General features: G+C 57.6%; 28 protein-coding genes and 3 tRNA genes. 16 read left to right on the forward strand and 15 right to left on the reverse strand.

Translation table 11 applies throughout. From position 1 onward, the window contains the following. The first annotated feature begins 803 nt into the window (after positions 1-803). Positions 804-1,028, forward strand: a complete 225-nt coding sequence (locus ACR0DT_RS07430) for a DUF1127 domain-containing protein (RefSeq protein ID WP_480710098.1) — start codon at positions 804-806, stop codon at positions 1,026-1,028. A 54-nt stretch (positions 1,029-1,082) separates the two neighbouring features. On the opposite strand, the gene ACR0DT_RS07435 is transcribed toward ACR0DT_RS07430, so the two are convergent. Both ACR0DT_RS07435 and ACR0DT_RS07440 read right to left on the reverse strand, forming a co-directional pair. Continuing rightward, positions 1,083-1,358 carry a hypothetical protein gene (locus ACR0DT_RS07435; protein ID WP_480710099.1) on the reverse strand — a complete coding sequence of 92 codons (276 nt, stop codon included), beginning with the start codon at positions 1,356-1,358 and terminating at the stop codon, positions 1,083-1,085. 72 nt (positions 1,359-1,430) lie between these two features. Then, a complete protein-coding gene (locus ACR0DT_RS07440) occupies positions 1,431-3,827 on the reverse strand; it encodes an ATP-dependent helicase (RefSeq protein WP_480710100.1) in 2,397 nt (798 codons plus the stop codon). A gap of 140 nt (positions 3,828-3,967) precedes the next feature. On the opposite strand from ACR0DT_RS07440, the gene ACR0DT_RS07445 reads away from it, so the two are divergent. The 4 genes from ACR0DT_RS07445 to ACR0DT_RS07460 all read left to right on the forward strand — a co-directional run bounded on the left by ACR0DT_RS07445 (position 3,968) and on the right by ACR0DT_RS07460 (position 10,922). Next, entirely contained in the window at positions 3,968-5,704 is a 1,737-nt protein-coding gene (locus ACR0DT_RS07445) for a sensor domain-containing diguanylate cyclase (RefSeq protein WP_480710101.1), read from the forward strand. Between the two features lie 39 nt (positions 5,705-5,743). Next, positions 5,744-6,880, forward strand: a complete 1,137-nt coding sequence (locus tag ACR0DT_RS07450; RefSeq protein ID WP_480710102.1) for an alpha-hydroxy acid oxidase — start codon at positions 5,744-5,746, stop codon at positions 6,878-6,880. Between the two features lie 146 nt (positions 6,881-7,026). Continuing rightward, entirely contained in the window at positions 7,027-10,464 is a 3,438-nt protein-coding gene (locus ACR0DT_RS07455) for a pyruvate carboxylase (protein ID WP_480710103.1), read from the forward strand. 74 nt (positions 10,465-10,538) lie between these two features. Then, positions 10,539-10,922, forward strand: coding sequence for an MAPEG family protein (locus tag ACR0DT_RS07460; RefSeq protein ID WP_480710104.1), 384 nt, complete (start codon positions 10,539-10,541; stop codon positions 10,920-10,922). Between the two features lie 15 nt (positions 10,923-10,937). Here the strand turns inward: ACR0DT_RS07460 and ACR0DT_RS07465 are convergent, their stop codons facing one another. Further along, entirely contained in the window at positions 10,938-11,090 is a 153-nt protein-coding gene (locus ACR0DT_RS07465) for a hypothetical protein (protein ID WP_480710105.1), read from the reverse strand. 147 nt (positions 11,091-11,237) lie between these two features. Here ACR0DT_RS07465 and ACR0DT_RS07470 point away from each other — a divergent pair. Together ACR0DT_RS07470 and ACR0DT_RS07475 are read left to right on the forward strand one after the other, a co-directional pair. Next, a tRNA-Gly gene (locus ACR0DT_RS07470) sits at positions 11,238-11,312 on the forward strand. Between the two features lie 34 nt (positions 11,313-11,346). After that, positions 11,347-11,421: transfer RNA gene (locus tag ACR0DT_RS07475), tRNA-Gly, on the forward strand. Between the two features lie 268 nt (positions 11,422-11,689). On the opposite strand, the gene ACR0DT_RS07480 is transcribed toward ACR0DT_RS07475, so the two are convergent. Next, complete coding sequence (locus ACR0DT_RS07480) at positions 11,690-11,929, reverse strand: Lrp/AsnC family transcriptional regulator (RefSeq protein WP_170331970.1); 240 nt, start codon at positions 11,927-11,929, stop codon at positions 11,690-11,692. 153 nt (positions 11,930-12,082) lie between these two features. On the opposite strand from ACR0DT_RS07480, the gene hisB reads away from it, so the two are divergent. Continuing rightward, positions 12,083-12,670, forward strand: coding sequence for an imidazoleglycerol-phosphate dehydratase HisB (gene hisB / locus ACR0DT_RS07485; protein WP_480710106.1), 588 nt, complete (start codon positions 12,083-12,085; stop codon positions 12,668-12,670). Then, entirely contained in the window at positions 12,671-13,309 is a 639-nt protein-coding gene (gene hisH, locus ACR0DT_RS07490; RefSeq protein ID WP_480710107.1) for an imidazole glycerol phosphate synthase subunit HisH, read from the forward strand. 4 nt (positions 13,310-13,313) lie between these two features. On the opposite strand, the gene ACR0DT_RS07495 is transcribed toward hisH, so the two are convergent. After that, a complete protein-coding gene (locus ACR0DT_RS07495; RefSeq protein ID WP_480710108.1) occupies positions 13,314-13,715 on the reverse strand; it encodes a DUF2147 domain-containing protein in 402 nt (133 codons plus the stop codon). 134 nt (positions 13,716-13,849) lie between these two features. On the opposite strand from ACR0DT_RS07495, the gene hisA reads away from it, so the two are divergent. Further along, complete coding sequence (hisA, locus tag ACR0DT_RS07500; RefSeq protein ID WP_480710109.1) at positions 13,850-14,572, forward strand: 1-(5-phosphoribosyl)-5-[(5-phosphoribosylamino)methylideneamino]imidazole-4-carboxamide isomerase; 723 nt, start codon at positions 13,850-13,852, stop codon at positions 14,570-14,572. A gap of 70 nt (positions 14,573-14,642) precedes the next feature. On the opposite strand, the gene ACR0DT_RS07505 is transcribed toward hisA, so the two are convergent. Then, positions 14,643-15,089: a DUF302 domain-containing protein gene (locus ACR0DT_RS07505; RefSeq protein ID WP_480710110.1), complete on the reverse strand. Its 447-nt coding sequence runs from the start codon at positions 15,087-15,089 to the stop codon at positions 14,643-14,645. 118 nt (positions 15,090-15,207) lie between these two features. On the opposite strand from ACR0DT_RS07505, the gene hisF reads away from it, so the two are divergent. The 3 genes from hisF (at position 15,208) to ACR0DT_RS07520 (ending at position 16,923) form a co-directional block, all read left to right on the forward strand. After that, positions 15,208-15,969 (forward strand): imidazole glycerol phosphate synthase subunit HisF, encoded by a 762-nt coding sequence (gene hisF, locus ACR0DT_RS07510; RefSeq protein WP_480710111.1) that lies wholly within the window; start codon positions 15,208-15,210, stop codon positions 15,967-15,969. Beyond that, positions 15,966-16,283, forward strand: coding sequence for a phosphoribosyl-ATP diphosphatase (locus ACR0DT_RS07515; protein WP_480710112.1), 318 nt, complete (start codon positions 15,966-15,968; stop codon positions 16,281-16,283). The genes hisF and ACR0DT_RS07515 overlap by 4 nt, the downstream gene beginning before the upstream one ends. A gap of 73 nt (positions 16,284-16,356) precedes the next feature. Next, complete coding sequence (locus ACR0DT_RS07520) at positions 16,357-16,923, forward strand: hypothetical protein (RefSeq protein WP_480710113.1); 567 nt, start codon at positions 16,357-16,359, stop codon at positions 16,921-16,923. Here the strand turns inward: ACR0DT_RS07520 and ACR0DT_RS07525 are convergent. The 4 genes from ACR0DT_RS07525 to rlmB all read right to left on the reverse strand — a co-directional run bounded on the left by ACR0DT_RS07525 (position 16,920) and on the right by rlmB (position 19,215). Then, entirely contained in the window at positions 16,920-17,390 is a 471-nt protein-coding gene (locus ACR0DT_RS07525) for a CoA-binding protein (RefSeq protein WP_480710114.1), read from the reverse strand. The genes ACR0DT_RS07520 and ACR0DT_RS07525 overlap by 4 nt on opposite strands. Positions 17,391-17,587: 197 nt before the next feature. After that, entirely contained in the window at positions 17,588-18,040 is a 453-nt protein-coding gene (locus ACR0DT_RS07530) for a YHS domain-containing (seleno)protein (protein WP_480710115.1), read from the reverse strand. A 106-nt stretch (positions 18,041-18,146) separates the two neighbouring features. After that, positions 18,147-18,428 carry a hypothetical protein gene (locus ACR0DT_RS07535; RefSeq protein ID WP_480710283.1) on the reverse strand — a complete coding sequence of 94 codons (282 nt, stop codon included), beginning with the start codon at positions 18,426-18,428 and terminating at the stop codon, positions 18,147-18,149. 13 nt (positions 18,429-18,441) lie between these two features. Beyond that, complete coding sequence (gene rlmB / locus ACR0DT_RS07540; RefSeq protein ID WP_480710116.1) at positions 18,442-19,215, reverse strand: 23S rRNA (guanosine(2251)-2'-O)-methyltransferase RlmB; 774 nt, start codon at positions 19,213-19,215, stop codon at positions 18,442-18,444. Between the two features lie 116 nt (positions 19,216-19,331). Here rlmB and ACR0DT_RS07545 point away from each other — a divergent pair. After that, positions 19,332-19,415, forward strand: a tRNA-Tyr gene (locus tag ACR0DT_RS07545). Positions 19,416-19,449: 34 nt separating this feature from the next. Here ACR0DT_RS07545 and ACR0DT_RS07550 read toward each other — a convergent pair. From ACR0DT_RS07550 to ACR0DT_RS07565, 4 genes are all read right to left on the reverse strand, one after another. Further along, positions 19,450-20,568 (reverse strand): alanine racemase, encoded by a 1,119-nt coding sequence (locus tag ACR0DT_RS07550; protein ID WP_480710117.1) that lies wholly within the window; start codon positions 20,566-20,568, stop codon positions 19,450-19,452. Further along, positions 20,565-21,812 carry a D-arabinono-1,4-lactone oxidase gene (locus ACR0DT_RS07555; protein WP_480710118.1) on the reverse strand — a complete coding sequence of 416 codons (1,248 nt, stop codon included), beginning with the start codon at positions 21,810-21,812 and terminating at the stop codon, positions 20,565-20,567. The genes ACR0DT_RS07550 and ACR0DT_RS07555 overlap by 4 nt, the downstream gene beginning before the upstream one ends. An 87-nt stretch (positions 21,813-21,899) precedes the next feature. After that, entirely contained in the window at positions 21,900-22,421 is a 522-nt protein-coding gene (locus ACR0DT_RS07560; RefSeq protein ID WP_480710119.1) for a DUF2478 domain-containing protein, read from the reverse strand. A gap of 72 nt (positions 22,422-22,493) precedes the next feature. Then, the gene (locus tag ACR0DT_RS07565; RefSeq protein WP_480710120.1) at positions 22,494-23,159 is read right to left on the reverse strand and encodes an NnrU family protein; all 666 of its coding nucleotides are present in this window, start codon (positions 23,157-23,159) and stop codon (positions 22,494-22,496) included. A gap of 157 nt (positions 23,160-23,316) precedes the next feature. On the opposite strand from ACR0DT_RS07565, the gene ACR0DT_RS07570 reads away from it, so the two are divergent. Both ACR0DT_RS07570 and ACR0DT_RS07575 read left to right on the forward strand, forming a co-directional pair. Further along, the gene (locus ACR0DT_RS07570) at positions 23,317-23,979 is read left to right on the forward strand and encodes a DNA-3-methyladenine glycosylase I (RefSeq protein WP_480710121.1); all 663 of its coding nucleotides are present in this window, start codon (positions 23,317-23,319) and stop codon (positions 23,977-23,979) included. Between the two features lie 40 nt (positions 23,980-24,019). Beyond that, complete coding sequence (locus ACR0DT_RS07575; protein WP_480710122.1) at positions 24,020-24,706, forward strand: hypothetical protein; 687 nt, start codon at positions 24,020-24,022, stop codon at positions 24,704-24,706. Between the two features lie 3 nt (positions 24,707-24,709). Here ACR0DT_RS07575 and ACR0DT_RS07580 read toward each other — a convergent pair whose 3' ends face one another. Further along, positions 24,710-25,114, reverse strand: a complete 405-nt coding sequence (locus tag ACR0DT_RS07580) for a c-type cytochrome (protein WP_480710123.1) — start codon at positions 25,112-25,114, stop codon at positions 24,710-24,712. Between the last annotated feature and the right edge of the window lie 16 nt (positions 25,115-25,130).

The raw sequence follows: 25,130 nt of genomic DNA on the forward strand, positions 1-25,130 counted from the left end.
CTTTGCGGGATGTCCAGCTGCGCGCGCCACCTGGGGGGATGTCTGCTCGCCCGCGCGCCGGATCTCTTGATTGATGAAAGCGAGATGCCTGTATGAAACCTGATTTTTTTGTTTCGGGGTCGTTTGGCGCCCCATGTGCCTCGTCCTCATCGGATGAATAAGGGATGCCATGGGAATTCATGGAAATCAATAGGAAATTTCAAAACAGAAAATCAAGAATCGCAATATAACCACACAAAGCTCAATTGAAAATCACCCATATTACACAACAAATAGATAAGCTCGATAAAAATTAACTACATATAGTGTACTCTTCATATAGTCAGCAATGTCCCATGAATTCCCAATTATTTTTCTAGCATTCGCAAATTCAACTGCCTAGAGCTCTATTCCGCAGTTTTCGCCGCCCGAATCACCCTCGAGTTACAGCCCTTGACGCAAAGCACGAAGCTAATCCCACGCAACGCCCATGATTTCCCATAGGCTCAATGACGTTGTTCAAACAAGGCAAGCAACAGCTCCGAATCCCAAATGCTCAACTTAGAAACATTGCGCCCAAAGAAGCAGCAATCATTTTTGCGCGCTTAGGACGTGGAAGATTACAGCAGTGGGCATGACATTGGCAAAACCCTTGTTTTCAAGGCCCTCAAGGCACCAGGACATCAACACGTTGATATCTATGCAATTGCTGCATAGCAGCATTGACGAGGTTACCTATTGTGCGCGCGCAGCATTTGCCTATTTTCATTCTCACGCAAACGCCGAAACACATCGGCAATAACAAAACATATCGGGTAACGCAGATGGCTGCAGCAACACATCAGACCGCGCTCAAAGGCGCACCGACAACCGGCCTGTCCTCGCTGATCGAAGCTGCAAAGACCCGGTTCATCCGGTACCGCGTCTACCGCCAGACAGTGAGCGAACTGTCCGAATTGTCGAACCGAGAATTGGCCGATCTGGGCCTGCACCGTTCGATGATCCGCCGCCTGGCAATGCAAGCGGCCGAAGAATACGTCGCGCAATAAGCGCGCTGACATAACCGAGATCAGGTCCTTCCTCCTCCCTTTAGGACCTGTGTTTCAGCGGCGATATCTCTCCTCCTCCCTGATATCGCCGCACCTTATACCGGCCCTGAATGCCGGACACTGACACACCGGGTATTTCTCCTCCCTTTCTCGGTGTTGAAAGCGCGCGGCGACGTCTTCCTCCTCCCTGACGTCGCCGCGACTTACACATACCGGGATCAAACCTGGGTTCGGATACATCGGGGCTCTTCTCCTCCCTGCCCGGATGTTGAAAAGAACGGCGGTTCCCTTCCTCCTCCCTGGGAACCGCCGTTTTTCTTTTCCACGCATGTAAATAGCGCCGCAGCCATGACCGGGCGCCCTAAAGAATCGAGCATGTGCCGTCAGGCACATTCCTTTTGATTAAAACGGAACGTCGTCCTTGGCCGACAGGAACCGCGAGACGACCTTTTTGGTGCCCGCCTTTTCAAAATCCACTTCGACCTTGTCGCCTTCGATACCGATCACTGCACCATAGCCGAACTTCTGGTGGAACACGCGCTCACCCAGAGTAAAGCTGGCGACAGCAGTTGCGTCGATCACTGTATTGCGGCTTTCGCGAGGTTGAGACATTCCATACTGCCCCTGCCGCGCCTGCATCCGCTTCCAGCCCGGAGAGTTATAGACATTCGCCTCAGCCGCACGAGACTCGATCCCCGCTGCAGGTTGACCACCGCCATACAGACCCGGAGGCGTCAGCACTTCCACATGATCTTCGGGCAGTTCGTCGATAAACCGCGACGGCATGGAATTTTGCCACTGTCCAAACACACGCCGGTTGGCGGCGAAGGAGATCGTACACACATCCTCTGCGCGGGTGATGCCCACATAGGCTAGTCGCCGTTCTTCTTCGAGGCCCTTTAGACCGGATTCGTCCATCGATCGTTGCGACGGGAACAGCCCGTCCTCCCATCCCGGAAGGAATACGGCGGGAAACTCCAGTCCCTTGGCCGCGTGCAGGGTCATGATCGAGACCTTGGCCCCGTCACCCTCCTGCTCATTATCCATAACCAGGCTGACATGTTCCAAAAACCCTTGCAGGTTCTCGAAATTATCCAGCTGGTTGACCAGTTCTTTCAGGTTTTCCAGCCGACCGGGGGCCTCCGGCGTTTTTTCGTTCTGCCAATGGGCAGTATAGCCGGATTCGTCCAGAATGATCTGCGCCAGTTCAATATGAGACACCTCCGGCTCACCGAACCGCATGGGCGCTGTGCCGTCGTCAATCACCGAATCGTCGTCGACCTCGATTCGCGGACCGCGCGTCATCGCATTCCACCGCACCAGCCCGTCGATCAACTCGCGCAGCGCTTTGCCACCTTTCCCCTTGATCAATCCGTTATCGACTGCGATCCGCGCGCCATCGACCAGCGACACGCCATGCTCGCGCGCCGTCATTTGGATCGTCTGCTGCGCCTTATCTCCAAGACCCCGTTTCGGAGTGTTCACAATCCGCTCAAACGCCAGATCATCGCCGGGACTGACCACCAGCCGGAAATAGGCCATGGCATCGCGAATTTCCATGCGTTCATAGAACCGGGGACCGCCAATCACCTTGTAAGGCAGGCCGATGGTTAGGAACCGATCCTCGAATGCGCGCATCTGATGCGACGCACGGACCAGAATGGCAATCTCATCCAGATTGAAGGGCCGCGCTCCCCGCGTGCCACCCTGCATCGCATCAATCTCTTCACCGATCCAGCGGGCCTCTTCCTCGCCATCCCAGTGGCCGATCAGGCGAACTTTTTCGCCCTCTTGCGCGTCCGTCCAAAGCTCTTTGCCCAACCGGTTTTCGTTACCTCGGATCACGTTCGACGCAGCGGCCAGAATATGCGGGGTTGAGCGATAGTTCTGCTCCAGCCGCACCACATAAGCACCGGGAAAGTCCTTTTCGAACCGCAGGATGTTGCCCACTTCGGCCCCACGCCAGCCATAGATCGACTGGTCATCATCACCGACACAACAAATGTTCTTATGCGCCCCGGCCAGCAGACGCAGCCAGAGGTACTGGGCGACGTTGGTATCCTGATATTCGTCCACCAGAATATAGCGGAACCAGCGTTGGTATTGCTCAAGCACATCCTGATGCGTTTGGAAAACCGTGACCATGTGCAGCAGCAAGTCACCGAAATCCACCGCGTTCAGCTCGCGTAAGCGAATCTGGTACTGCGCGTAAAGCTCATTGCCTTTGTTGTTATAAGCCCCGGCATCCGCTGCGGGCACCTTGTCCGGCGTCAGAGCCCGGTTTTTCCAGTCATCGATGATCCCGGCCAGCATTCTTGCAGGCCAGCGTTTATCGTCGATATTCGCGGCCTGAATCAACTGCTTCAGCAGACGCAGCTGATCGTCCGTATCCAGAATGGTGAAGTTCGATTTCAGACCCGCAAGCTCAGCATGGCGGCGCAGTAGCTTCACACAGATTGAGTGAAAGGTGCCCAACCATGGCATCCCCTCAGCAGGTTGACCCAAAAGGCGACCCACCCGGTCTTTCATTTCACGCGCGGCTTTATTGGTGAACGTCACCGACAGAATCTCATTCGGTCGGGCGCGCGCTGTGCTGAGCAAATGGGCGATGCGCGCGGTCAATGCCTTGGTTTTACCCGTCCCCGCTCCGGCCAGCATCAAAACCGGACCGTCCAGCCGCTCAACCGCGTCGCGTTGCGCCGGGTTCAACTCATCCAGATATGGTGCGGGCCGCGCTGCGATCGCGCGCGCCGACAGTGATGCGCCTTCAAAGGCGTCCATTTCGTCGAAACTGCTCATATACCCAAACTACGCTGGTTCCGTAGCAAGGGAAAGAGTTTGTTCACGGCTTGTTCGCATCCATTAAAAATTTTTTCGCCCAATTGCCCTGAACCGGATCCAACCGCCTTAACGCAATTTCAAGAGAACTGAGCCAAGAAATGAGAGTTATCCAAGTGGAGGTTGATGTGGGGCGTGCTGATCGGGGCTTCGGGCTGGATATCGTTGTATGGCGCTGCCCCTCTGGTCAACAGAATGGTCGAAGCAAATGTGCGCCATCAAACCGATGTCTGGCAGCGGCATTTTACAGCTATTTACCAAATCTGCGACAGGCCTTCGGGCAAGGCCAGTTCAATGCAGAAGATGTCGAAGTGCTGCGCCGCATGATGGGCGTGACAGATATCTACCGGATGCAGATATATGACGCTGCCGGTTGGGCCATCTGGTCTTCTTCCGGACCACACAGCCATGCACCCGCCTTGCCTGAAAGCCGACATTATACAGCGTTGCAAGGCGAGGTATTTTACGCGCTTTCGAATAAATCAGCGCTTGAGGTTCTGTATACCGAAACAGCTTCGCTGAGCAGTTCGACCCAAACCCGCGATGTAGCCGAATCTGTAATGCCGGTGACAGATAGCGGGGCTTATCTCGGCAGCGTTCAATTTATGATCGACGTTACAGATCTGAGATCGATTTTTTTCGCACAAGTACGCCCGTTACTGGCCTTAATCGGTGGGCTCCTTACTACAACAGTCTTGATCGTCGCGAGCGTCGCATACCGCAGCAACCGACGGCAGGTGCAAAATCTAGAAAGCCGTGCGTTAGCGGAACGCGAACTTATGGATGAGCAGCTTCGGCTGGCACGTGAGGTACGTCTATTAGGTGAATTGAACGAATGGCTGCAATCCAGCCGGTCTCTGGACGAGTTGTTCGACATGGTCTCGCGCTTTATGACCCACATCCTGCCCGAGGCTGAGGGCAGCATTTATGTCTACTCTAACTCGCGTGATGTGCTGGACGGCTGCGCCAGTTGGAATGACGGCACGCACAAGGCTCATATCCACCCCGAGGGCTGCTGGGGCCTGCGTCGCGGTCGCACATATCAATACGGCGCATCCGAGATTGATTTTGTCTGCGAACATGCTGAACCGCATGATGGCCGCCCCTATTTTTGTTTTCCCATCCTAGCGCATGGCGAAACAGTCGGCCTGCTGCATCTGCGGGCGCACGAAGACAGCGAAGAAGTATTTCATTCCAATAGGAAACTGGCGCAACTGTGCGCAGAACAGATCAGCATGGCGATTGCAAACGTGCGGATGCGGGGTCAGTCGGTTCGCGATCCGCTAACCGGGTTATTCAATCGCAGGCATATGACCGACACGCTGCGCAAATCCATCAGCCGCAGCCAGCAGACGGGCGCGCCGCTGAGCCTGATCGCCGTGGATGTGGACCACTTCAAAAAGTTCAACGACACCCATGGTCATGATGCGGGCGACATGGTGCTGCGGGCCGTGGGCTCGGCTTTGGAACAGGGCTGTGACCGGGACGAGATTGCCTGCCGCATCGGAGGCGAGGAGTTCATGCTGATCCTGCCAGACAATACCCCCGAAGACGCCATGATCCGGGCCGAGCAATTGCGGCAAGCGGTCGAGGCAGTCTCGGTCCGATACGGTGAAAAATCACTTCCGCGGATCACGATTTCCGTCGGTGTTGCCCATTATCCCGCACACGGTACGATGCCGCAGGACCTGATGCGTGCGTTAGATGACGCCCTGTATGTGGCCAAAGACAAAGGTCGCAATCAGGTACAGGTCGCCGAGGGTATTGTTGCAGTTGAAGGCAACGCGACGAGGCCCCGGAAATCGCCCCGGACTGCACCTCCGCCGTCAGCGGCCTGAAAACCTTGCAGAATCGCTGTGCAGGTCGGATCAATTCATATGGACCTGAACAGCTCATTCCCCGGCATTACCGATTTGAAACATCGCGCAAAGCGCAGAATTCCACATTTCGTCTGGGAGTATCTGGACAGCGGCACGGGGTCTGAGGTCACACTGCGCCGCAATCGGACTGCTTTGGATGATGTGGAGTTTTTGCCCTCGATCCTGCATGGCCCCATCGAGTGTGATACCGGCACGCGGTTCCTGGGTCGGGACTTCCCTCTGCCTTTTGGCATTGCGCCCATTGGGATGTCTGGGCTTATCTGGCCGGACGCGGAAAGGCTATTGGCAAAGGCCGGAGCCGAGGCGGGCTTGCCCCACACCTTATCGACCGTAGCCAGCCAAAGCCCCGAGGATCTGGCCCCTCATCTTGGTCAAAACGCCTGGTTTCAACTTTACCCTCCAAAGGACCCGGACATTCGCGCGGACATGTTAGGTCGCATCAAATCCGCCGGGTTTTCAACGCTTGTGCTGACAGTTGATGTCCCGGTTGCATCGCGGCGCGAACGACAGGTGCGATCTGGCCTGACCCATCCACCCAGACTGACGCCACGTTTGCTGGCGCAGATCGCCCAACGCCCGACTTGGGCCTTGGGCATGGCACGACATGGCATGCCGCGAATGAAGACGCTCGACAAGTACATCGACGGCAACAGCGCACTGCCCCCCACGGCGCATGTTGGATACCTGCTGCGCACATCGCCGGATATGGACTATGTCAAATGGCTGCGCGATGCGTGGGATGGCCCGTTCATAGTGAAAGGTGTAATGCGCGCCGAAGACGCGGACCGCCTGAAACAGGCCGGTGTTGATGCCCTTTGGGTCTCGAATCACGGTGGGCGGCAATTTGACGGTGCCCCCGCCAGCATTTCCGTCCTACCCTCGATTCGAGCGGCTACGGATTTGCCGTTGATCTTCGACGGTGGGATCGAAGGCGGGCTCGACATCCTCCGCGCTCTGGCACTTGGGGCGGATTTTGTCATGCTGGGCCGGGGGTTTCTCTATGGTTTGGCAGCCCTTGGGGCACGTGGCCCGGCCCATGTCATCGACATCCTAAGACAGGATATGCTGGCGAATATGGGCCAGATGGGTCTTGCACAGCTGAACCAGCTTACGGTACGTCAACACAGCAATTGATGCTGCAGCGCAGAATTGTTAGTAAGTTTGCGCCAACAAGCGGCGTTTGCGAGCGTTAACATGCCGGTTCTACCCAGAACGACTGATATACGAGCGCGTATTGTCCGCGTATGAACACGGCCAAACCATCAAGACCGGGACCTGATATGACCAACTTCAACAAGATCCTGATCGCCAATCGCGGCGAGATAGCCATTCGCGTGATGCGCGCAGCAAACGAAATGGGCAAACGCACTGTCGCTGTCTTCGCTGAAGAAGATAAGCTGGGCCTGCATCGTTTCAAGGCGGATGAGGCCTATCGCATCGGCGAAGGGATGGGACCGGTCGCCGCCTATCTCTCGATTGACGAGATTATCCGCGTAGCTAAGGAATGCGGCGCGGATGCGATTCATCCCGGTTACGGCTTGCTGTCCGAGAACCCCGATTTCGTGGATGCTTGCGTACAGAACGGCATCACTTTCATCGGCCCCAAGGCCGAGACCATGCGCGCGTTGGGTGACAAGGCGAGCGCGCGGCGCGTCGCCATTGCAGCTGGCGTTCCGGTAATCCCGGCGACCGAGGTTCTGGGCGATAACATGGACGCGATCCGGGCTGAGGCCAAAGAGATCGGTTATCCGCTTATGCTCAAGGCCTCTTGGGGTGGTGGTGGTCGCGGCATGCGTCCCATCGAATCCGAAGACGAACTGGAAGAAAAGGTTCTGGAAGGCCGCCGCGAGGCCGAGGCCGCATTCGGTAATGGCGAGGGGTATCTTGAGAAGATGATCACCCGCGCCCGCCACGTCGAAGTCCAAATCCTCGGCGACAAACATGGCGAGATTTACCACCTCTATGAGCGCGACTGTTCGGTCCAACGTCGGAACCAGAAGGTCGTGGAACGCGCCCCTGCCCCGTATCTGTCCGAAGAACAGCGCGCGGAAATCTGTGAACTGGGTCGCAAGATCTGCGCCCATGTGAACTATGAGTGCGCGGGCACCGTCGAATTCCTGATGGATATGGAGACCGGCAAGTTCTACTTCATCGAAGTGAACCCGCGCGTGCAGGTGGAACACACCGTCACCGAGGAAGTCACCGGTATCGACATCGTTCAGGCCCAGATCCTGATCGCCGAGGGTAAAACTCTGGCCGAGGCCACAGGTGCTGCCAGCCAGGCCGATGTGCATCTGAACGGCCACGCGCTGCAGACCCGGATCACCACCGAAGACCCGCAGAACAACTTCATCCCCGACTACGGCCGCATCACCGCCTATCGCTCGGCCACAGGTATGGGCATCCGTCTGGACGGCGGCACGGCGTATGCGGGCGGGGTAATCACCCGGTACTATGACTCGTTGCTGACCAAGGTGACTGCCAAAGCCCCGACGCCCGATGCTGCGATTGCGCGGATGGACCGGGCGCTGCGTGAGTTCCGTATTCGCGGCGTTAGCACCAATATCGACTTTGTCATCAATCTGCTGAAGCACCCGACCTTCCTGTCGAATGAATACACCACCAAGTTCATCGACACGACACCGGACCTGTTCACCTTCAAGCGTCGCCGTGACCGTGGCACCAAGGTTCTGACCTATATCGCAGATATCACCGTGAACGGGCATCCCGAAACCACGGATCGCCCTGCACCGCGTGCCGATCTGAAAGAGGCCAAAGCCCCCGTGGCCAAAGCTGAACCGCAAATGGGCACCCGCAACCTGTTGGAACAGAAGGGTCCGCAGGCTGTTGCAGACTGGATGAAAGCGCAGCGTCAGCTGCTGATCACCGACACCACCATGCGTGATGGCCACCAATCGCTGCTGGCGACCCGGATGCGCTCGATCGATATGATCAAGGTGGCCCCGACTTATGCGGCCAACCTGCCACAGTTGTTCAGCGTCGAATGCTGGGGGGGCGCGACTTTCGACGTGGCCTATCGCTTCTTGCAGGAATGCCCGTGGCAGCGTCTGCGCGACTTGCGTGAGGCGATGCCGAACCTGATGACCCAGATGCTGCTGCGCGGGGCGAACGGCGTTGGCTACACCAACTATCCCGACAACGTGGTGCAGGAATTCGTGCGGCAGGCGTCCAAGAATATCGACGTGTTCCGCGTGTTTGACTCGCTGAACTGGGTCGAGAACATGCGCGTTGCGATGGATGCAGTGGTCGAGAATGGCAAAATCTGCGAAGGCACCGTTTGCTATACCGGTGACATTCTGGACCCGGACCGCTCCAAGTATGACCTGAAATACTATGTCGGCATGGCGAAAGAGCTGCGCGATGCAGGGGCACATGTACTGGGCCTGAAAGATATGGCGGGTCTGTTGAAACCGGCCTCGGCCAAGATTCTGATCCGGGCATTGAAAGAAGAGGTCGGGCTGCCGATCCACTTCCACACGCACGACACCGCTGGCATCGCCAGCGCCACCATTCTGGCCGCCTCCGAGGCCGGTGTGGACGCGGTGGACTGCGCGATGGACAGCTTCAGCGGCAACACCTCGCAGGCAACTCTGGGCACCGTGGTCGAGGCGCTGCGCCATACCGAGCGTGACACCGGGCTGGACATCAAAGCGATCCGTGAGATCAGCGATTACTTCGAAGCCGTGCGCGGCCAGTACGCGGCATTTGAATCCAGCCTGCAGGCCCCAGCCTCCGAGGTCTATCTGCACGAAATGCCTGGTGGCCAGTTCACCAACCTCAAGGCGCAGGCACGCAGCTTGGGTCTGGAGGAACGCTGGCACGAAGTCGCACAGATGTATGCCGACGTGAACCAGATGTTTGGCGATATCGTGAAGGTGACGCCATCGTCCAAAGTTGTTGGCGACATGGCGCTGATGATGGTCAGCCAGGGTCTGACCCGCGATGACGTGGAAAGCCCCTCGACCGATGTGGCCTTCCCCGACTCAGTCGTGGATATGATGCGCGGCAATCTGGGTCAGCCTCCGGGCGGGTTCCCGGACACCATCATCAAGAAGGTGCTCAAGGACGAGGCCCCGAACACCGACCGCCCCGGCAAGGACGTGCCTGCGGTTGATCTGGAAGCCACCCGCGCCGATCTGTCCAAACAGCTTGAGGGCAAAGATGTCGATAACGAGGACCTGAACGGCTACCTGATGTATCCAAAGGTGTTCCTGGACTACATGGGCCGTCACCGCGTCTATGGTCCGGTTCGCACCCTGCCCACACGCACGTTCTTCTATGGCATGGAGCCCGGCGAAGAGATCACCGCCGAGATCGATCCGGGCAAGACATTGGAAATCCGCTGTCAGGCCATCGGCGATACGGATGAAAAGGGCGAGGTCAAAGTCTTCTTCGAACTGAACGGCCAGCCCCGCGTGATCCGGGTGCCGAACCGGATGGTCACCTCGACCACGCAGGCGCGGCCCAAGGCCGAGGCGGGCAACCACGACCATGTCGGCGCACCGATGCCAGGTGTTGTGGCCACTGTCGCCGTCACAGCTGGTCAGCAGGTCAAGGAAGGCGACATGTTGCTAACCATCGAAGCGATGAAAATGGAAACCGGCATCCACGCCGAACGCGACGCGACGGTTAAAGCCGTTCACGTGCAGCCCGGTGGCCAAATTGACGCCAAGGACCTGCTGGTCGAACTGGAATAACCGGTTTAGCCTCCTAAACTTACAAGGGCCGCGCGGGGAACCGGGCGGCCTTTTCTACGCCGAGGAGGATCAAGATGCTGTCCGTAACCCCAATCTACGCCGCCCTACTGGCGATATTGTACGTCGCCCTGAGCGCCAAGGTTATCAGCCAACGTCGCAGCGACAAGATTTCATACGGCGACGGAGGCAGCCAGGGCATGCTAAAGGTGATGCGGACCCATTCCAATTTTGTCGAATACACGCCCTTTGCTCTGCTGCTGATCGCGATGGTTGAACTGCAAGGAGCGGGTGGGCTGCTGCTGAACCTACTGGGTCTGGCGCTGCTGACAGGGCGGGTGATGCACGCCTATGGCTTCGGTCGCAGCCCACAAATCGTGATTCTGCGCCAGATCGGCATGCTGCTGACCTTTACGGCGATTTTAGTGGCCGCCATCGCGAATTTGGTGCTGGCGCTCTGACCTGGCTGGCGGGCTTTATCCCGCCAATATCTGCGTCTCGATCAACGGCGCCTTCATGAGGACCGGCTCAACCTCGACCAGCTTGTCCTCATCCTGCGCGCAAAACACCGTCGTCAACACGATCAATGCGGCCAACAGTGCCATTTTCATATCTGCAATCCGTGTCATTTCCCCTCCTCGAACCCTCTTGTTTTATTGTGCTCTGTGTTTTGAACGTGCGGCGGTCGGGTTTCCGTCGAAAGATTTTTCCGCTTTTTGTGTTTTTCCGCTTGCAGCCCCGCGTGGGAATTTATACATCCCTCCTCACTCAACGGCGCGGGCGTAGCTCAGGGGTAGAGCATAACCTTGCCAAGGTTAGGGTCGGGCGTTCGAATCGCCTCGCCCGCTCCATTGAGGGGTCTTTTGACCAAAATATGTATCTGATGCGGGCGTAGCTCAGGGGTAGAGCATAACCTTGCCAAGGTTAGGGTCGGGCGTTCGAATCGCCTCGCCCGCTCCAGATACAATCCTTCCGAATATGCCGGTTTTCGTAGAACGTTGTGTCATTCTTCTTGCATTGCGCAATACAGGATTCGCCATGGCGTTGAAGTTGCTTTCCTTGGGTTCGACACTGTTCGACCGACGTTTCGTGAAGCTGGATACGAGCTTACGATCTAACAACGCGCTATACCCAACTGCATCGCGCGCAACGCCGGGCTGGAGTACTCCAGCCATTAAGCGAACATCGACCTGAATCGTATCTTTGGCGTCACCACGTTCGCACTGAGCTAGAACGCTTTAAACGTCATTGTGGTCAGCGACCGTTCGATATTGGGAATCACCAGCAGATTTTCATTGATGAAATGACCTACATCCTCGGTTTCAGGAATGTAGAGCTTTAGCAGTAGGTCAAACTCACCGCTGGTCGAATACAGTTCAGAGTGGATTTCGCGCAGGGCGATTTCTTCTGCCACCTTGTAGGTGGTGCCAGGTTTGCAGCGGATTTGGATGAAAACGCAGGTGGACATGGGCCGTGCCTTGTTGGTTCAGTTGCCCGCAGGCTGGCATGGGCCGCGACCGGGCGCAATCCCCTGCAACAGTTTGCGGTGAATGCCACGTGTGGTCTGGATAAGGCGGGCCATCCAAGTCTATAAGCGCGCCTGTAGCAAAAGGAATTCGCCATGCGCAGCGCAAAGATCAGCCGTCAAACCGCCGAGACCGAAATCTCGGTCGAGGTCAATCTTGACGGCACCGGCACCTATGACAATCAGACCGGCGTCGGTTTCTTCGATCATATGCTGGACCAATTGGCGCGCCATTCTCTGATCGACATGACGATCAGCGCCAAGGGCGATTACCACATCGACGATCACCACACGGTCGAGGATACCGGCATCGCGCTGGGTCAGGCGTTGACACAGGCCTTGGGCGACAAAAAGGGTATCCGCCGCTATGGCGAGTGCCACCTGCCCATGGATGACGCGCAGGTGCGGTGTGCACTGGACTTGTCGGGCCGTCCGTTCCTGATCTGGAATGTGGATATGCCGACACCCAAGATTGGAACGTTCGACACCGAATTGGTGCGCGAGTTTTTTCAGGCGTTCAGCACTCATGGCGGCATCACGTTACACATCGACCAGCTGCACGGCTTCAACAGCCACCACATTGCCGAGGCCGCGTTCAAGGCCGTTGCTCGCGCCCTGCGACTGGCGGTTGAGACTGACCCGCGCAAGGCCGATGCGATTCCCTCCACGAAGGGCGCGCTATAAATGCTGACCGCAATTATCGATTACGAGAGCGGCAACCTGCACTCGGCCGAAAAAGCGTTTCAACGTATGGCCCGCGAGATGGATGCTGGCGAGGTCGTTGTGACCTCAGACGCGGACGTCGTGGCGCAGGCCGACCGTCTGGTCCTGCCCGGAGACGGGGCGTTTCCGGCTTGCGCGTCCGAACTGCGCGGCCACAAGGGCATCTATGACGCGATGGTTGAGGCGGTTGAACAAAAAGGCCGCCCGTTTCTGGGTATCTGCGTCGGGATGCAGTTGATGGCTTCGAAAGGTCATGAATACACCGAGACCGACGGTCTGGATTGGGTGGCAGGTGATGTGCTGCGGATAGAACCGTCAGACAGCGCGCTGAAAGTGCCCCATATGGGCTGGAACGATCTGGTGCTGGAAAGCGATCACCCGGTGTTTAGCGGTGTCAAAACGGGCGACCACGTCTATTTTGTCCACTCCTACCATTTCCGAGTGAAAGACTCGGCCGAGCGGTTGGCTTACGTGCATTATGGACAGGAAGTCACGGCCGTAATTGGCCGCGACACGATGGTTGGCATGCAGTTTCACCCCGAGAAAAGCCAGGATGTGGGCCTGCGCATAATCGGGAATTTCCTGACCTGGACGCCCTGAGCGGTTACTGAACCCGCGTCCAAGTTTGACCTTTGCAGACCAGACCACCAGCGACACAGCCTTTGACGGTCAGTTTGTTCTGGTCGTCCAGAGTCATTTTTGACTTGTAGGTCTTGTCACTCTCTGGATCCCAAATCTGGCCATTGTCGTAGCTGCCACCGCCTTCGGGCACCATGTCCCAGATGATCTGCTTACCCAGATTTTCGTATTCCAGATTCTGATCGCCATCAGCACTGAACGCGCTGTCGATTGTGCCACAAACCGCGCTGCCGCATTCCGCAATGGATACATGCAGGTAGCCGCCCGTTTCGCCTGCTGCTGTCTTCCAAAGCCCATCAACCGGATCGGCGGCAAAGGCGGAGGTTGCCATCGTGGCAAAACCCACTGCAAGTAGAAATTTCTTCATGATGTTCTCCCTGTATTGCGTTCACTCTGACCCGGCGACCGGCTTCGGGCAAGAATGACTTTGCGTCGCGTTGCATCCCCTGCCCCGACTGTGCGATATCCCGCGCGACTGACCAAGATATAGGGCCGCCCGACATGATCCTCTACCCCGCCATCGACCTAAAAGACGGCCAGGCCGTGCGCCTGCTACGCGGTGAAATGGACAAGGCCACCGTGTTCAACGACGATCCGGCCGCGCAGGCCCGCGCCTTTGTCGAGGCCGGGTGCGAGTGGCTGCATCTTGTCGATCTGAACGGCGCCTTTGCCGGTGAGCCGGTCAATGCCGCACCGGTTGAAGCCATTTTGAAAGCCTGCAACGTGCCTGCCCAACTGGGTGGTGGCATTCGCGACATGGCCACGATCGAAACCTGGATCGAAAAGGGTCTCGCCCGCGTTATTCTGGGTACGGTAGCAGTAGAAAACCCCGATCTGGTGCGCGAGGCAGCGAAAGCCTTCCCCGGCAAGGTGGCAGTGGGCATCGACGCGCGAAACGGTATGGTCGCCACCAAGGGCTGGGCCGAAGAGACCGACGTTCAGGTCACCGATTTGGCCCGCAGCTTTGAGGACGCGGGCGTCGCAGCTATTATCTACACCGATATTAACCGCGACGGCGCGATGCGGGGCCCGAATATCGAAGCGACGGCCGATCTGGCCCGCGCCGTGTCGATCCCTGTAATTGCGTCTGGAGGCGTCAGCTCACTGGATGATCTGATCGCTCTGCGCGATTGCGGTGTGGATCTGAACGGCGCAATTTCCGGCCGGGCGCTTTATGACGGGGCCCTTGATCTGAAAGAAGCCCTTACAACTCTGAGTAATTAAACCAGATTGAACCGATTGTTTTTGGGGCCGAAACGCGCCAGCCAATCGTTCTGCTGCCGCGTTTCTGGGATTATTGGGCCGCGACCGAAGTCAATTTGGCCAATGCCCCGCGCATCTTTTCGATGACGGGTGACTTCTCGACGTCGTCGAGTTCATCCATAGTTTCTTTGGGGTCTTCATAGGCCAACCAGACCTGGCCGTTTTCATCCTCGTAGGCCTGCACTTTCAGGGGCAGGAACAATCCGGCACGCGGATCGATTTGCATGGCAGGTGTACCCAATGCCGGGTTGCCAAAGATCAGAACTTGATTGGCCGGAATAGTCAGTCCAACCTTTTCAGCCCCGGCTGCGTGATCAACACGCGCGAACACCGTTGCGCCTGCCTTGCCAACGGCGGCCTCAAGCGCGTCCATCGCCTCGGACACGGATTTGGCTGTATTTACCTTAATGATGTCGTCTGCCATTGCTGCGACGGTTCCTCCAAATACAAAAGCTGCTGTCAAAAGAAGTCTGTGCATCTCATTGATCTCCTGATGAATTTGGGCGTAGTTTTCACAGTTTTAAGCCGTGTAGCAATCACAACTCTGGCATCGGCGGGGCTTTGCCGGTAGAGGTGCGCCAACAAAGGATGCCGACATGCTGAAAACCCGCATCATTCCCTGTCTGGATGTCGCTGATGGCCGCGTGGTCAAGGGCGTGAACTTCGTTGGCCTGCGCGATGCGGGCGACCCGGTAGAATCGGCCAAGGCCTACGACGCCGCTGGCGCAGACGAGATCTGTTTTCTTGACATCCACGCCACCCACGAAAACCGCGGCACCATGTTCGACGTGGTACAGCGCACGGCCGAGCAGTGTTTTGTTCCCCTGACCGTGGGCGGCGGGGTCCGCACCAAGGACGACGTGCGCGCCCTGCTGCTGGCCGGTGCGGACAAGGTCAGCTTTAACTCAGCCGCCGTAGCAAACCCGGACGTGATTGCGGAATCGGCCGATCAGTTCGGCAGCCAATGCATTGTCTGCGCCATCGACGCCAAAACTGTCAGCCCCGGCAAGTGGGAGATCTTCACTCATGGCGGCCGCAAGCCTACCGGCATCGACGCGGTAGAGTTCGCCAAAACTGTCGTTGCCAAGGGGGCTGGTGAAATCCTGCTGACCTCGATGGATCGCGACGGCACCAAGGCCGGGTTCAACCTGCCTCTGACCCGCGCAATTTCGGACGCGGTGGACGTACCGGTGATCGCCTCGGGTGGAGTTGGCAACCTGGATCATCTGGTTGAAGGCGTGACCGAAGGCGGGGCAAGCGCGGTACTTGCCGCCTCGATCTTTCATTTCGGCGAATACACTATTCGCGAAGCCAAGTATCATATGGCTGCCGCGGGTATTCCCATGAGGCTGACATGAGCATTCTGCACGATCTTTTCGCCACCGTTGAGGCCCGCAAAGGCGCTGATCCCGAGTCCAGTTGGACCGCCAAGCTGCTGGCCAAAGGGCCGGAGAAATGCGCCGAAAAATTCGGGGAAGAGGCCGTTGAGGCTATCATCGAGGCCGTCAAGGACAACAAAGCCGGGCTGACGACCGAAGCCGCAGATGTGCTGTATCATCTGCTGGTCATGCTGGCTGCGCGGGATGTGACACTGGATGATGTTCTGGCCGAACTGGAACGGCGTCAGGGCACCAGCGGCATCGCCGAGAAAGCCGCCCGTACCGAAGGGTAAGCGACAGGGTTCCGTCATACCATCCAACCCTTTATCATCGTGTTTCATGCTTTGCAGATCGAAGGGCACGCAGATGATCAAAGCCTTGACCTTGGTGCTGGCCCTTATGACGCTGGGCGCCTGCGCGACCCCGCCACCGTCGACCGGAGATGAAGTTCAGCGGCTGGCCAGCGAAATACGCAGCCTCGGCCCAGATATCGACCCGGAGGAGGCTGACCGCGCCGCGCGCATCGCCTATTCCTATACGGCGCAACTGGTGCAGGAATACGAAATCACCGACCCTCCGCTGATCCACAATGCCAAGGTCAACAAGGGGCTGCGTCCACGCGGACTATGCTGGCACTGGGCTGAAGATATCGAACGCCGTCTGCAACAGGAAAACTTCCAGACGCTTGATCTCCACCGCGCCATCGCCAATGCCGACAACCCTTTTAGAATCGACCACAGCACCGCCATCATCAGCCGCAGAGGGGAACCGATGTATGACGGTGTGGTGCTGGATCCCTGGCGCTATGGCGGAGTGCTATTCTGGTCGCCGTTGATCGAAGACACGAAATACGAATGGGTGCCGCGCGACGTCGTTCTGGAGAAGCGGCGCGTGGAACAATACGGTGAACTATTGCCCTATACGGGCGGCTAGATTTTGGATGAGATCACACCGGTGGCAAACCCGCCCATGCGCAGCTCTCCGAACAACCGCTGATATTCGATCTTGGGGCAGCGATTCATCACAACATCCACCCCGCGCGCCTGTGCCTTGGCGGCTGCGTCTGCGTTCTCGACACCGATTTGCATCCAGACGGTGCGCAGGTTCGGAAATGCGTCCAAAGCTTCATCCACAATTGGCGGCACGGCTTCGGAGCGGCGGAAAATATCGACCATATCCACGGGTTCGGAAATCTCAGACAAGGATGCCCTGACGGTCTGACCAAAAAGCTCTTTGCCTGCGTGGCCCGGATTGACCGGAATGACCGTAAAACCCTTTAACGACAGATATCGCGCCACGTAATAGCTGGGGCGCACAGGGTTCATTGAAACGCCCACAACAGCGACCACTTTGGTGCGCTGCAGAATCAATTTCAGATGATCGTCAGAATAGTTGGCCATTCCGCACCCTATGCCGCCTACCCCAAAGAAAAAAGCGCCCAGGTCAGACCTGAGCGCCAGTTGTTGGAACGAGGGACAGTGAAATGACCCGCGGCAGTTCCGTTCCGCGGTCACTGTGACATTTAGGCATAAGTTGAGAGAAAAAAAGAGGTGATGCGCATTTTTGTGATGACAGGTCACAAAAAGCGGAAACTTGCCTATTGTTCGTAGAGGATTACAGGCCAATGTGCATCGGCCATGCGGATATATTCCGCACTGGCTTCTCGCCACATCTCTTCGATTTCAGGAGAGTGGGTCAGATACAGCCTGCCATCTACCACCTGCCACGCTTTAGGATCAGTACTGACCAACTTGCCGTGCGCCATGGCATAGGCACAATATCCACCAAACCGCGGAGCAAACGCGCGTGGGTCACGTTCAAAGGCGTCGCGGTTTTCGGCGCTTGCAAAGTGCCACTGGGCCCCTTTCCAGACGACCGAGTATTTCGGTAGACCATGAACCGGCGCATCGCCATTGAAATAAGACACCACGTCATACCCGGACATTGCCGTTCCATCGGTCACAAAGAAGATGGGCATTTCCTGCGCCTTCACCGCAGGAGTGATCAAAGCGGCGGCCATTGCGCCCAGCAAAAAACGTCGAGTCAGCATCTCAGAAATCGGAACAAGGTCATCAGGGTCTCAAAATGCAATTTTTATGGCTAGGTGACACCCCACTTAACGGGCTTGTGATCACCTGTGTCGCCCTGACACCACATCAGTCAAAGATATCTTCGATGACATCCCACGCTTCATCCAATACGCGCGAAAAGACGCTCTTTTTCTTCTTCTGCTTCTTTTTCTTGTAGCTGCCTGCAGACTTAGCCGGCCCGCGTTTCGATTGACCGTCAGCCAACTTGCGCTTGGGCATCATCTTGAGGTTGTGCAGCGGCGCCCCACAACTGGAACAACTCAGTTCATGCCGATCCTGTCCCTTCAGAACCAGCGCAGCGCGGGTTCCGCAATAGCAGCAGGTGGCGATTTTGGACGGGCCGGAAATGGGACTCTCCTATTTATCTGTGCCTAGAGGCATATAGGGCTATCGCAGCCGCATTTGAGACGTTGAGTGACCCAAACCCGCCCGCTGCGTCGATTTTCACCAGCTGATCAACGGTTTCCTTGGTTTTTTGTCGCAAACCCGGCCCTTCGGCCCCCAGAACCAGCGCCACTGGCTGATCGAATTTGCCGCCCAGCGCCGTCTCGATAGTCTCGTCGGCCTCTCCATCCAAACCCAACACCAGAAAGCCCATATCCTGAAGTTCGACAATGGCATCAGCCAGATTGCGAACCCGCAGATAGGGCTGACGTTCCAGCGCGCCGCTGGCAGTTTTGGCCAGCGCCCCGGTTTCCGGTGCCGAGTGGTGCCGCGTGCCGATGACCGCACTGGCCCCCAGAACCTCGGCCGAACGCAGAATCGCCCCGACGTTATGCGGGTCAGTCACCCGATCCAGCAAAATCACGCGGGGATGTTCGCGGCCGATGCAATTCTCGGCTAACCCACCCCAATCCAGTGGCTTGACCTCAAGTGCTGCACCCTGATGAACGGAGCCTGGATCAATCGGCGCGGTGAATTTACGCGGGTCGACCATTTCGGCCTCGATTCCTGCAAATTCAATCGCTTCTGCCAGCTTGTCCTGCGCATTACGCGTCACAATCAAGCGCAGTTTTTGCCGGTTTGGATTCATCAAGGCATCGCGTACAGCGTGCAGGCCAAACAGCCAGACGGTTTCGGCAGCGGCCGCTTTACGGGCCTGCTCCTTTTCGACGACCCACTTGGGTTTCTTCATTTCTTGGGCCTCCGGGCCGGGAATTCGGTTTCCTGCGTCAAAGCGGAATTTTCCTGTTGACGCTCCTTTAAGGCGCTAGTAATCACGCCTCCACGTCAGGTGCAACGCCTGACAGTGGGCGACAGGCCGCAAGGTGTGGCAGGGGACTGTAACTCCCTCGCGGAGACGCACGCCTGGTTCGATTCCAGGGTCGCCCACCATCTTCTTCTGATGGTGACAAAGTGCAAGGGGCCGTTAATTCGGCAGGCATTCCCATTCGTCAACCACCTGATCGCCCCTAACCGCCAGCATAATACCGAACTGATTCAGCACAGCCTCGCTTTGGCTTGGGCGCAGCAGTGCTATATCGCCTGGCTTGACCGGCGCGGCTGGCGGACCCGTCCAGACCTCCTGATTGGTCGAGCGCCCGAAAATGGACGAATAGCCAAAGCCGTTGGGGAATACAGGTTGGGCCCGGAAATATCCTCCGAATATCGCAAGGTCGGTTTTGCGGCGGGTTAGAAAATCCAACCCTGGCAGAGAATTACCCGGCATTGTTTTCAGAATCGGCGTCGCGATGAACACCGCGGGCTGAAAGCCTTGAGTCGTTGCGTGGTCGAAATCTGTGGGCTTCACCAGAACCGAGCCAAAAGCGATCTCAGTGGCCTTCCCTCCCACGCGGTAGGACTGAAACGTCAGGCTGCCACCAGTGTTCAGACAAAGCCCCTTAGCCGCATTCGGCAGGCTGGACACGGCCTGATCGAACGCATCTGCGCTGGTCTGAACCGCACGTTTGCGCAGGAACCCCGGCAGTTTGGCCAGATGCGCCTCGTACCCCATCACTCCGGACAGTCGCGCATTGGGGCTCGCCTCGATTTCCTGCGCGATTCCTGCAATCTGCTCGGGCCGAAACCCGCCGCGATGCAGACCGATATCAACTTCAAGCGACAGGCGCAGCGCAATTTGCCGGTCCGCAGCAAGGGTCAGATAGGCCTGCAACCGTTCCGGAGAGTCAATCAACCATTGAACGCGCGCAGCAGCGTCGGGGCATTCTTTCAGAACCCGCGCTGCCGAACTGACCGGAAGTGGTTTGCCAATCAAATGATCGGTTTTCAGCTCGGCCTGCAACAGCGCCATCAGCATCGGTTCCGAAAACGTCATTAGGCCCGAGGTCTGAATCTTGTCCCGGATATAACCCAGCAGTGGCAAACAAGGCAGAGATTTCGCGACCAGCCGACGATCCAGCCTCGCATCCGAACTGCTCACTGCCAAGGCACAGTTTGCGTCGAGCCGATCCAAATCGATCACAATGATCGACTGGTCCACACCATGAACGCGTAGCGTTTCAGACAAGGTTTGCAGATAGTCCGTCATGGCCGAAACAACTTGGCAAGCGCGGGGGTAAGGAACTTGCCCGATGGGTCCAATTGTTCCCGCAGCGCACAGAATCGATCGAAATCTGGGTACAGGTTGGACAGCTTGGCAAAGCCCAAGCTGTGCATCTTACCCCAGTGCGGTCGTCCCCCGGCTTCGACAAATAACGGCTCAATCGCGTCAAAGTACCGTTGGTGGTCTTCAGCCGCGTCTGTGTGGATCGCTATTGAAATGCGCGGCCCACCCTGAAAAGGGGACAAGCACGCCGTGTCACCCGCAGTCTGGCGGACCTCAATCGGGAAGTAGATATCCTTATGGTCGCGATGCAGCCGCGCGATGACCTCTTGCAGGACATCTTGGGCGACGTCGGGCGGCAGGTGGTACTCCATTTCTTTGAACCGGATACGCCGGTCGCTGCACAGCACCCGCCAGCTTTCACCCACATAGTCTTCGTCTGATTGCGCCATGGTTAGCAGATTCAACAGCATATAGCGTAAACCGCCGCTGAGCTTGCCTGCATTACGCGCCAGCTTCAGCACTTTGACGGCAATCATGTCCAGATCACGCGGCGCCTTGCTTTCGGGTGCGTCTGAGATTTCATGGTGCAGTTCGACAGCCTTGCCGGTGAACGGGATATAAAAGAACTCGAAATTCCGGTTTTCGACCCAGTTCTGGTGCATATTGGCGATGCTGTCCTGCAGATCGGCCAATCGCACTCGGCGGTGCAGATTGTATTTGGGCACCACCGAGATTTGAGCCTCAGTCAGAATGCCCAGCATGCCCAAGGTGACCTGTGCCATCTCAAGCGGGATGTCATCGGTGGACAGGATATCTCCGCCCGCGCTGACGAGTTTTGCAGCGGTGATTTCGGCCGCCAGACAGGGCAGCGTGCGTCCGGTTCCATGCGTGGCCGTTGATACTGCACCGGCCAAAGACTGCGTGTTGATGTCGCCGAGATTGCGAAAGGCCAGCCCCTGCTCCGCCAAGGCCGGGGACAGGTCGCGCAACCGGGAATTTGCGTTTACCCAGACCGTGTCTTCCCTCACCTCTCCAATCGCAGGCAGGTGGAGGTTCGAAAGGTCCAATACCCGATCCCCACCGGCAACTATGGGTGTGAACGAATGACCGGCCCCAACGACCCGCAGAGTACCCGACTGCGCCACCGCCTGCTGCACCTCAGAAATCGAGGTCGGGCGTGTGATCGGCGTCTGCGTCCGCTGGTTTCCGGCCCAATTTGTCCACATGTGCAATCTCCCCTTGGATCGAAGATTGCAGCACAGGTGGGTTGAAACAAGACAGGATTACAGCGGTTTACCCTACGGGAGGTTGCCTTAAGCCGCAGCTGCGCGTTGCGCGTTAACGCGGTCGAACCAAGCGGTGATGGCTTCGCGGTTCGGCTCAAGCTGCTCGGCCGCGCCGCCGGTGAACTCTTGGAACTTATCCTTGTTCAGACCGTTCACGCCAACCAGCACCGGGATATCCTGCGTCAGCGCTTCGGCGATCACCGGGCGAAACCCGCGCCCGTCAGCTTCGTGCTTGCCGAACTTGTTGATGATCAGCAGCTGCGGCGAGTCCTCCAGCGAGCTGGTGACATATCCCACAGCCCGTTCCAACGCAGCCGGGTCCAGCCGACAGCCGCGCGAATGCTCGCCCAACGATTGCGAGATACGGATGGTCTCACCCTCAGGCAGGACGCGGACATCCATGTCGCATTTGCTGCTGTCGGCGCATTCGGTGTTGGTTTGAACCACACCAACCAGACGGGCATCGTTGGCAAGAAGATGTTCGGCAACGGCGCTCAGCAGGCGGTCGGTCGCGCCGCGGTCAATGGTGGTAACATAGGCCAGATACATTGAAAGACCCTCATAGTCCTAAAGTGTGACATTCCAGATAGCACGCATGGCCCGGTCCGACCACTCCCTGCGTTATGGCAGGGGTGAAAGGCCGATAACAGGCGCGTGCAGATGAAGCAGAACTGCAAAGGCGGTCAGTGAAACCAGAGCGGTCCACAAGCCCGGCCAAGGGTGCGGGACACGCAGGGAAAACCGCGCCGTATTGCGGGACAGGCGCACCCATTCGATGCCCATATCGCGCGCTTTACGCTGATCGATCAGGGCCATACCCCAAGCCGCAAACCCCGCAAACAGACCAAACAGTATGACATGCGACAGGCTGCCATTCGCCAGAAGATGCGCCAGCGCCCACAGCATCATGGCAGCAAGAAGCGGATGGCGCGTGGTCCGCAAGATACCGGTATTTTCGGGGTCGAACCGACGATGACCCAGTCCTGCAAAAGAAAACGGGTTTTGGATCGTTAAGCCTACCACGGCTAGCCAACACACCAGCGGCATGATCAACAACGGCACCCAGCGCAGGACGAAAAACGGTGGGATTACTTCGACATAAGGCGCTTGTGCTGCGGCCATGATCAGCCAGCCCAGAATCAGCAAGGACAAAACAGAATAGGCGATGAAATAGCCCCTACGCCCCATCACTTCGATCAACCGCCCGCGCATGGCGGGTCTGGCCGGGATGGCATGGGTCAGCAGAAAGGTGATCAGTGCGGCAAGGAAAAGGGCCCAACCCAGCATAGTGTTCTCCGTCAAAGTTGGGTCCGGTTTAGGGCCGCGACACAGGATGGTCCTTGTCCGAAATCAAGTCGCGCGCGACGCGCAGGATTTCAACACACATTACATCGACGCTTGCAACCCGGCGGTGAACAGGCAACCCTGCCGGTGGAGGACACCGATGCACCATTTCGACGAAATCTACACCATGGCCGCCAATCGCCACGGTGGGCCCGAAGCACTGCAGGCAAAGCTCAACAAACCCAAGAGCGTGGCTGAACTGACCGCTCTGCCGGATGATCGCTGGCTTTCAATCATCACGAAATGCGTCTTTCAGGCCGGGTTCAACTGGAAGGTCATCGAGAACAAATGGGATGGTTTCGAGACCGCATTTGATGGCTTCGACGTTGGCCGTTGCGCCTTTATGGATGATGAAAAATTTGACGCCTTGCTGCAGGACACCCGCATCGTCCGCAACGGGACCAAGATCGCCGCCGTCCGGGACAATGCCGCGTTTTTGTTGGAGTTGCGTCAGGAAGGTGGTGTGGGTCAGGTGTTGGGCGGCTGGCCCTCGACCGACTACGTAGGATTGCTGGCAATGCTAGGCAAGCGAGGGTCGCGCTTGGGTGGGGCCTCGGCGCAATATGCAATGCGGTTTGCTGGGCGCGACAGTTTCATTCTGTCGCGGGACGTCACCGCCCGGCTGATCGCCGAAGGCGTGGTCGACAAAGCCCCCAGTTCCAAAAAAGCGATGGCCGCTGTTCAGGACGCATTCAACACGTGGATGGATCAATCCGGGCGGTCGTTGACGGAAATCAGCCGAGTTTTGGCGATGAGCCTGTAAAACCGGTTGCAGAGCGGGAGCATCACACTAGGCTCACCTCATGACCTGCCGCTTCCTGATGATGGTTCTCCTTCTGCTTGCATCCTGCGGTCGCCCCCTGACCGAGCAGGAACGCGCCTTTGCCAGCGCCGTACAAGGTGAGTCGCTGAATCTGGACCGGGTGCGTCTGGTCGAGGGCGCTCCGGTCGCGCCGATTACCTTCTACCGTAAGGAACGCCCCCGCCTGGCCTGCCGAGAACGCATATTACCACCGCCGACCGAGGGGGTGGTGACTGCAAAACCCGCCGCCGTTGCCCTATTCAACAAGGTCTATTTCACCCACGAATGGTATCTTGAAGACTATATGTCCGAGTTCCCCGAGCAGATGAACCTGATCGCCGGAATGCTGCTGGCGCATGAGTTGACCCATGTGTGGCAATGGCAGAACCGGAAAACCACCGGCTATCACCCTTTGCGCGCTGCGGCTGAGCATGGCGGCAACAAAGACCCATATCTATTCGACATCGAGACCTCCCCCGATTTTCTGTCCTATGGCTTTGAACAACAAGGCGCGATTGTTGAGGAATATGTCTGCTGTCGGGCGCTGGACCCCAAAGCCCCCCGTACTCAACGCCTGCACGATATGCTGGGCGTGCATTTCGACATTGCCCCCTTGCCGGACCAACCGCGTGAGCGGGACATCGTGATCCCATGGAGCGGGGCAAAGATCGAAGGCATTTGTCGCTAGGCCTTACCCGCCCTGCAGCGTTTCCAGATAAGCAATCAGATCCACGATAGGCTGACTGGTCAGGATCGGCTGCCCTTCGGGCGTTTTCATCGAAGTGTCCTGACCATCGAAATACGGCCCATAAACTGGCATCGGGCTGCCGTGGCTGACCAAGGGGTCGCGCCCGTCAATCCGCGCCACGACGCGTGCGGTTGGGAATACGCCGTCTTCTCCAGCCAGTTTGGTCAGATCTACGGGTTGAATGACCAGTATCCCAGCCATCGGCCCATGCCCGGTCGCATCGATGCCGTGACACGTTGCACAGTAATGCTGATACAATTCAGCCCCGGTATCCACGTCCTGCGCTACCACTTGCGCCGCGATCATCAGCATTCCGGCGGAAATGGCAGTCATTAACGGTCTGGTCATCGCATCCTCCTGTCAC

It is taken from the genome of Ruegeria sp. BI11 (assembly GCF_056538005.1).

Coding starts and splice junctions, on each gene's coding strand:
- ACR0DT_RS07430 (WP_480710098.1), top strand. CDS start 804: ATGGCTGCAGCAACACATCAGACCGCGCTCAAAGGCGCACCGACAACC.
- ACR0DT_RS07435 (WP_480710099.1), bottom strand. CDS start 1,358: ATGCGTGGAAAAGAAAAACGGCGGTTCCCAGGGAGGAGGAAGGGAACC.
- ACR0DT_RS07440 (WP_480710100.1), bottom strand. CDS start 3,827: ATGAGCAGTTTCGACGAAATGGACGCCTTTGAAGGCGCATCACTGTCG.
- ACR0DT_RS07445 (WP_480710101.1), top strand. CDS start 3,968: ATGAGAGTTATCCAAGTGGAGGTTGATGTGGGGCGTGCTGATCGGGGC.
- ACR0DT_RS07450 (WP_480710102.1), top strand. CDS start 5,744: ATGGACCTGAACAGCTCATTCCCCGGCATTACCGATTTGAAACATCGC.
- ACR0DT_RS07455 (WP_480710103.1), top strand. CDS start 7,027: ATGACCAACTTCAACAAGATCCTGATCGCCAATCGCGGCGAGATAGCC.
- ACR0DT_RS07460 (WP_480710104.1), top strand. CDS start 10,539: ATGCTGTCCGTAACCCCAATCTACGCCGCCCTACTGGCGATATTGTAC.
- ACR0DT_RS07465 (WP_480710105.1), bottom strand. CDS start 11,090: ATGACACGGATTGCAGATATGAAAATGGCACTGTTGGCCGCATTGATC.
- ACR0DT_RS07480 (WP_170331970.1), bottom strand. CDS start 11,929: ATGTCCACCTGCGTTTTCATCCAAATCCGCTGCAAACCTGGCACCACC.
- hisB (WP_480710106.1), top strand. CDS start 12,083: ATGCGCAGCGCAAAGATCAGCCGTCAAACCGCCGAGACCGAAATCTCG.
- hisH (WP_480710107.1), top strand. CDS start 12,671: ATGCTGACCGCAATTATCGATTACGAGAGCGGCAACCTGCACTCGGCC.
- ACR0DT_RS07495 (WP_480710108.1), bottom strand. CDS start 13,715: ATGAAGAAATTTCTACTTGCAGTGGGTTTTGCCACGATGGCAACCTCC.
- hisA (WP_480710109.1), top strand. CDS start 13,850: ATGATCCTCTACCCCGCCATCGACCTAAAAGACGGCCAGGCCGTGCGC.
- ACR0DT_RS07505 (WP_480710110.1), bottom strand. CDS start 15,089: ATGCACAGACTTCTTTTGACAGCAGCTTTTGTATTTGGAGGAACCGTC.
- hisF (WP_480710111.1), top strand. CDS start 15,208: ATGCTGAAAACCCGCATCATTCCCTGTCTGGATGTCGCTGATGGCCGC.
- ACR0DT_RS07515 (WP_480710112.1), top strand. CDS start 15,966: ATGAGCATTCTGCACGATCTTTTCGCCACCGTTGAGGCCCGCAAAGGC.
- ACR0DT_RS07520 (WP_480710113.1), top strand. CDS start 16,357: ATGATCAAAGCCTTGACCTTGGTGCTGGCCCTTATGACGCTGGGCGCC.
- ACR0DT_RS07525 (WP_480710114.1), bottom strand. CDS start 17,390: ATGGCCAACTATTCTGACGATCATCTGAAATTGATTCTGCAGCGCACC.
- ACR0DT_RS07530 (WP_480710115.1), bottom strand. CDS start 18,040: ATGCTGACTCGACGTTTTTTGCTGGGCGCAATGGCCGCCGCTTTGATC.
- rlmB (WP_480710116.1), bottom strand. CDS start 19,215: ATGAAGAAACCCAAGTGGGTCGTCGAAAAGGAGCAGGCCCGTAAAGCG.
- ACR0DT_RS07550 (WP_480710117.1), bottom strand. CDS start 20,568: ATGACGGACTATCTGCAAACCTTGTCTGAAACGCTACGCGTTCATGGT.
- ACR0DT_RS07555 (WP_480710118.1), bottom strand. CDS start 21,812: ATGTGGACAAATTGGGCCGGAAACCAGCGGACGCAGACGCCGATCACA.
- ACR0DT_RS07560 (WP_480710119.1), bottom strand. CDS start 22,421: ATGTATCTGGCCTATGTTACCACCATTGACCGCGGCGCGACCGACCGC.
- ACR0DT_RS07565 (WP_480710120.1), bottom strand. CDS start 23,159: ATGCTGGGTTGGGCCCTTTTCCTTGCCGCACTGATCACCTTTCTGCTG.
- ACR0DT_RS07570 (WP_480710121.1), top strand. CDS start 23,317: ATGCACCATTTCGACGAAATCTACACCATGGCCGCCAATCGCCACGGT.
- ACR0DT_RS07575 (WP_480710122.1), top strand. CDS start 24,020: ATGACCTGCCGCTTCCTGATGATGGTTCTCCTTCTGCTTGCATCCTGC.
- ACR0DT_RS07580 (WP_480710123.1), bottom strand. CDS start 25,114: ATGACCAGACCGTTAATGACTGCCATTTCCGCCGGAATGCTGATGATC.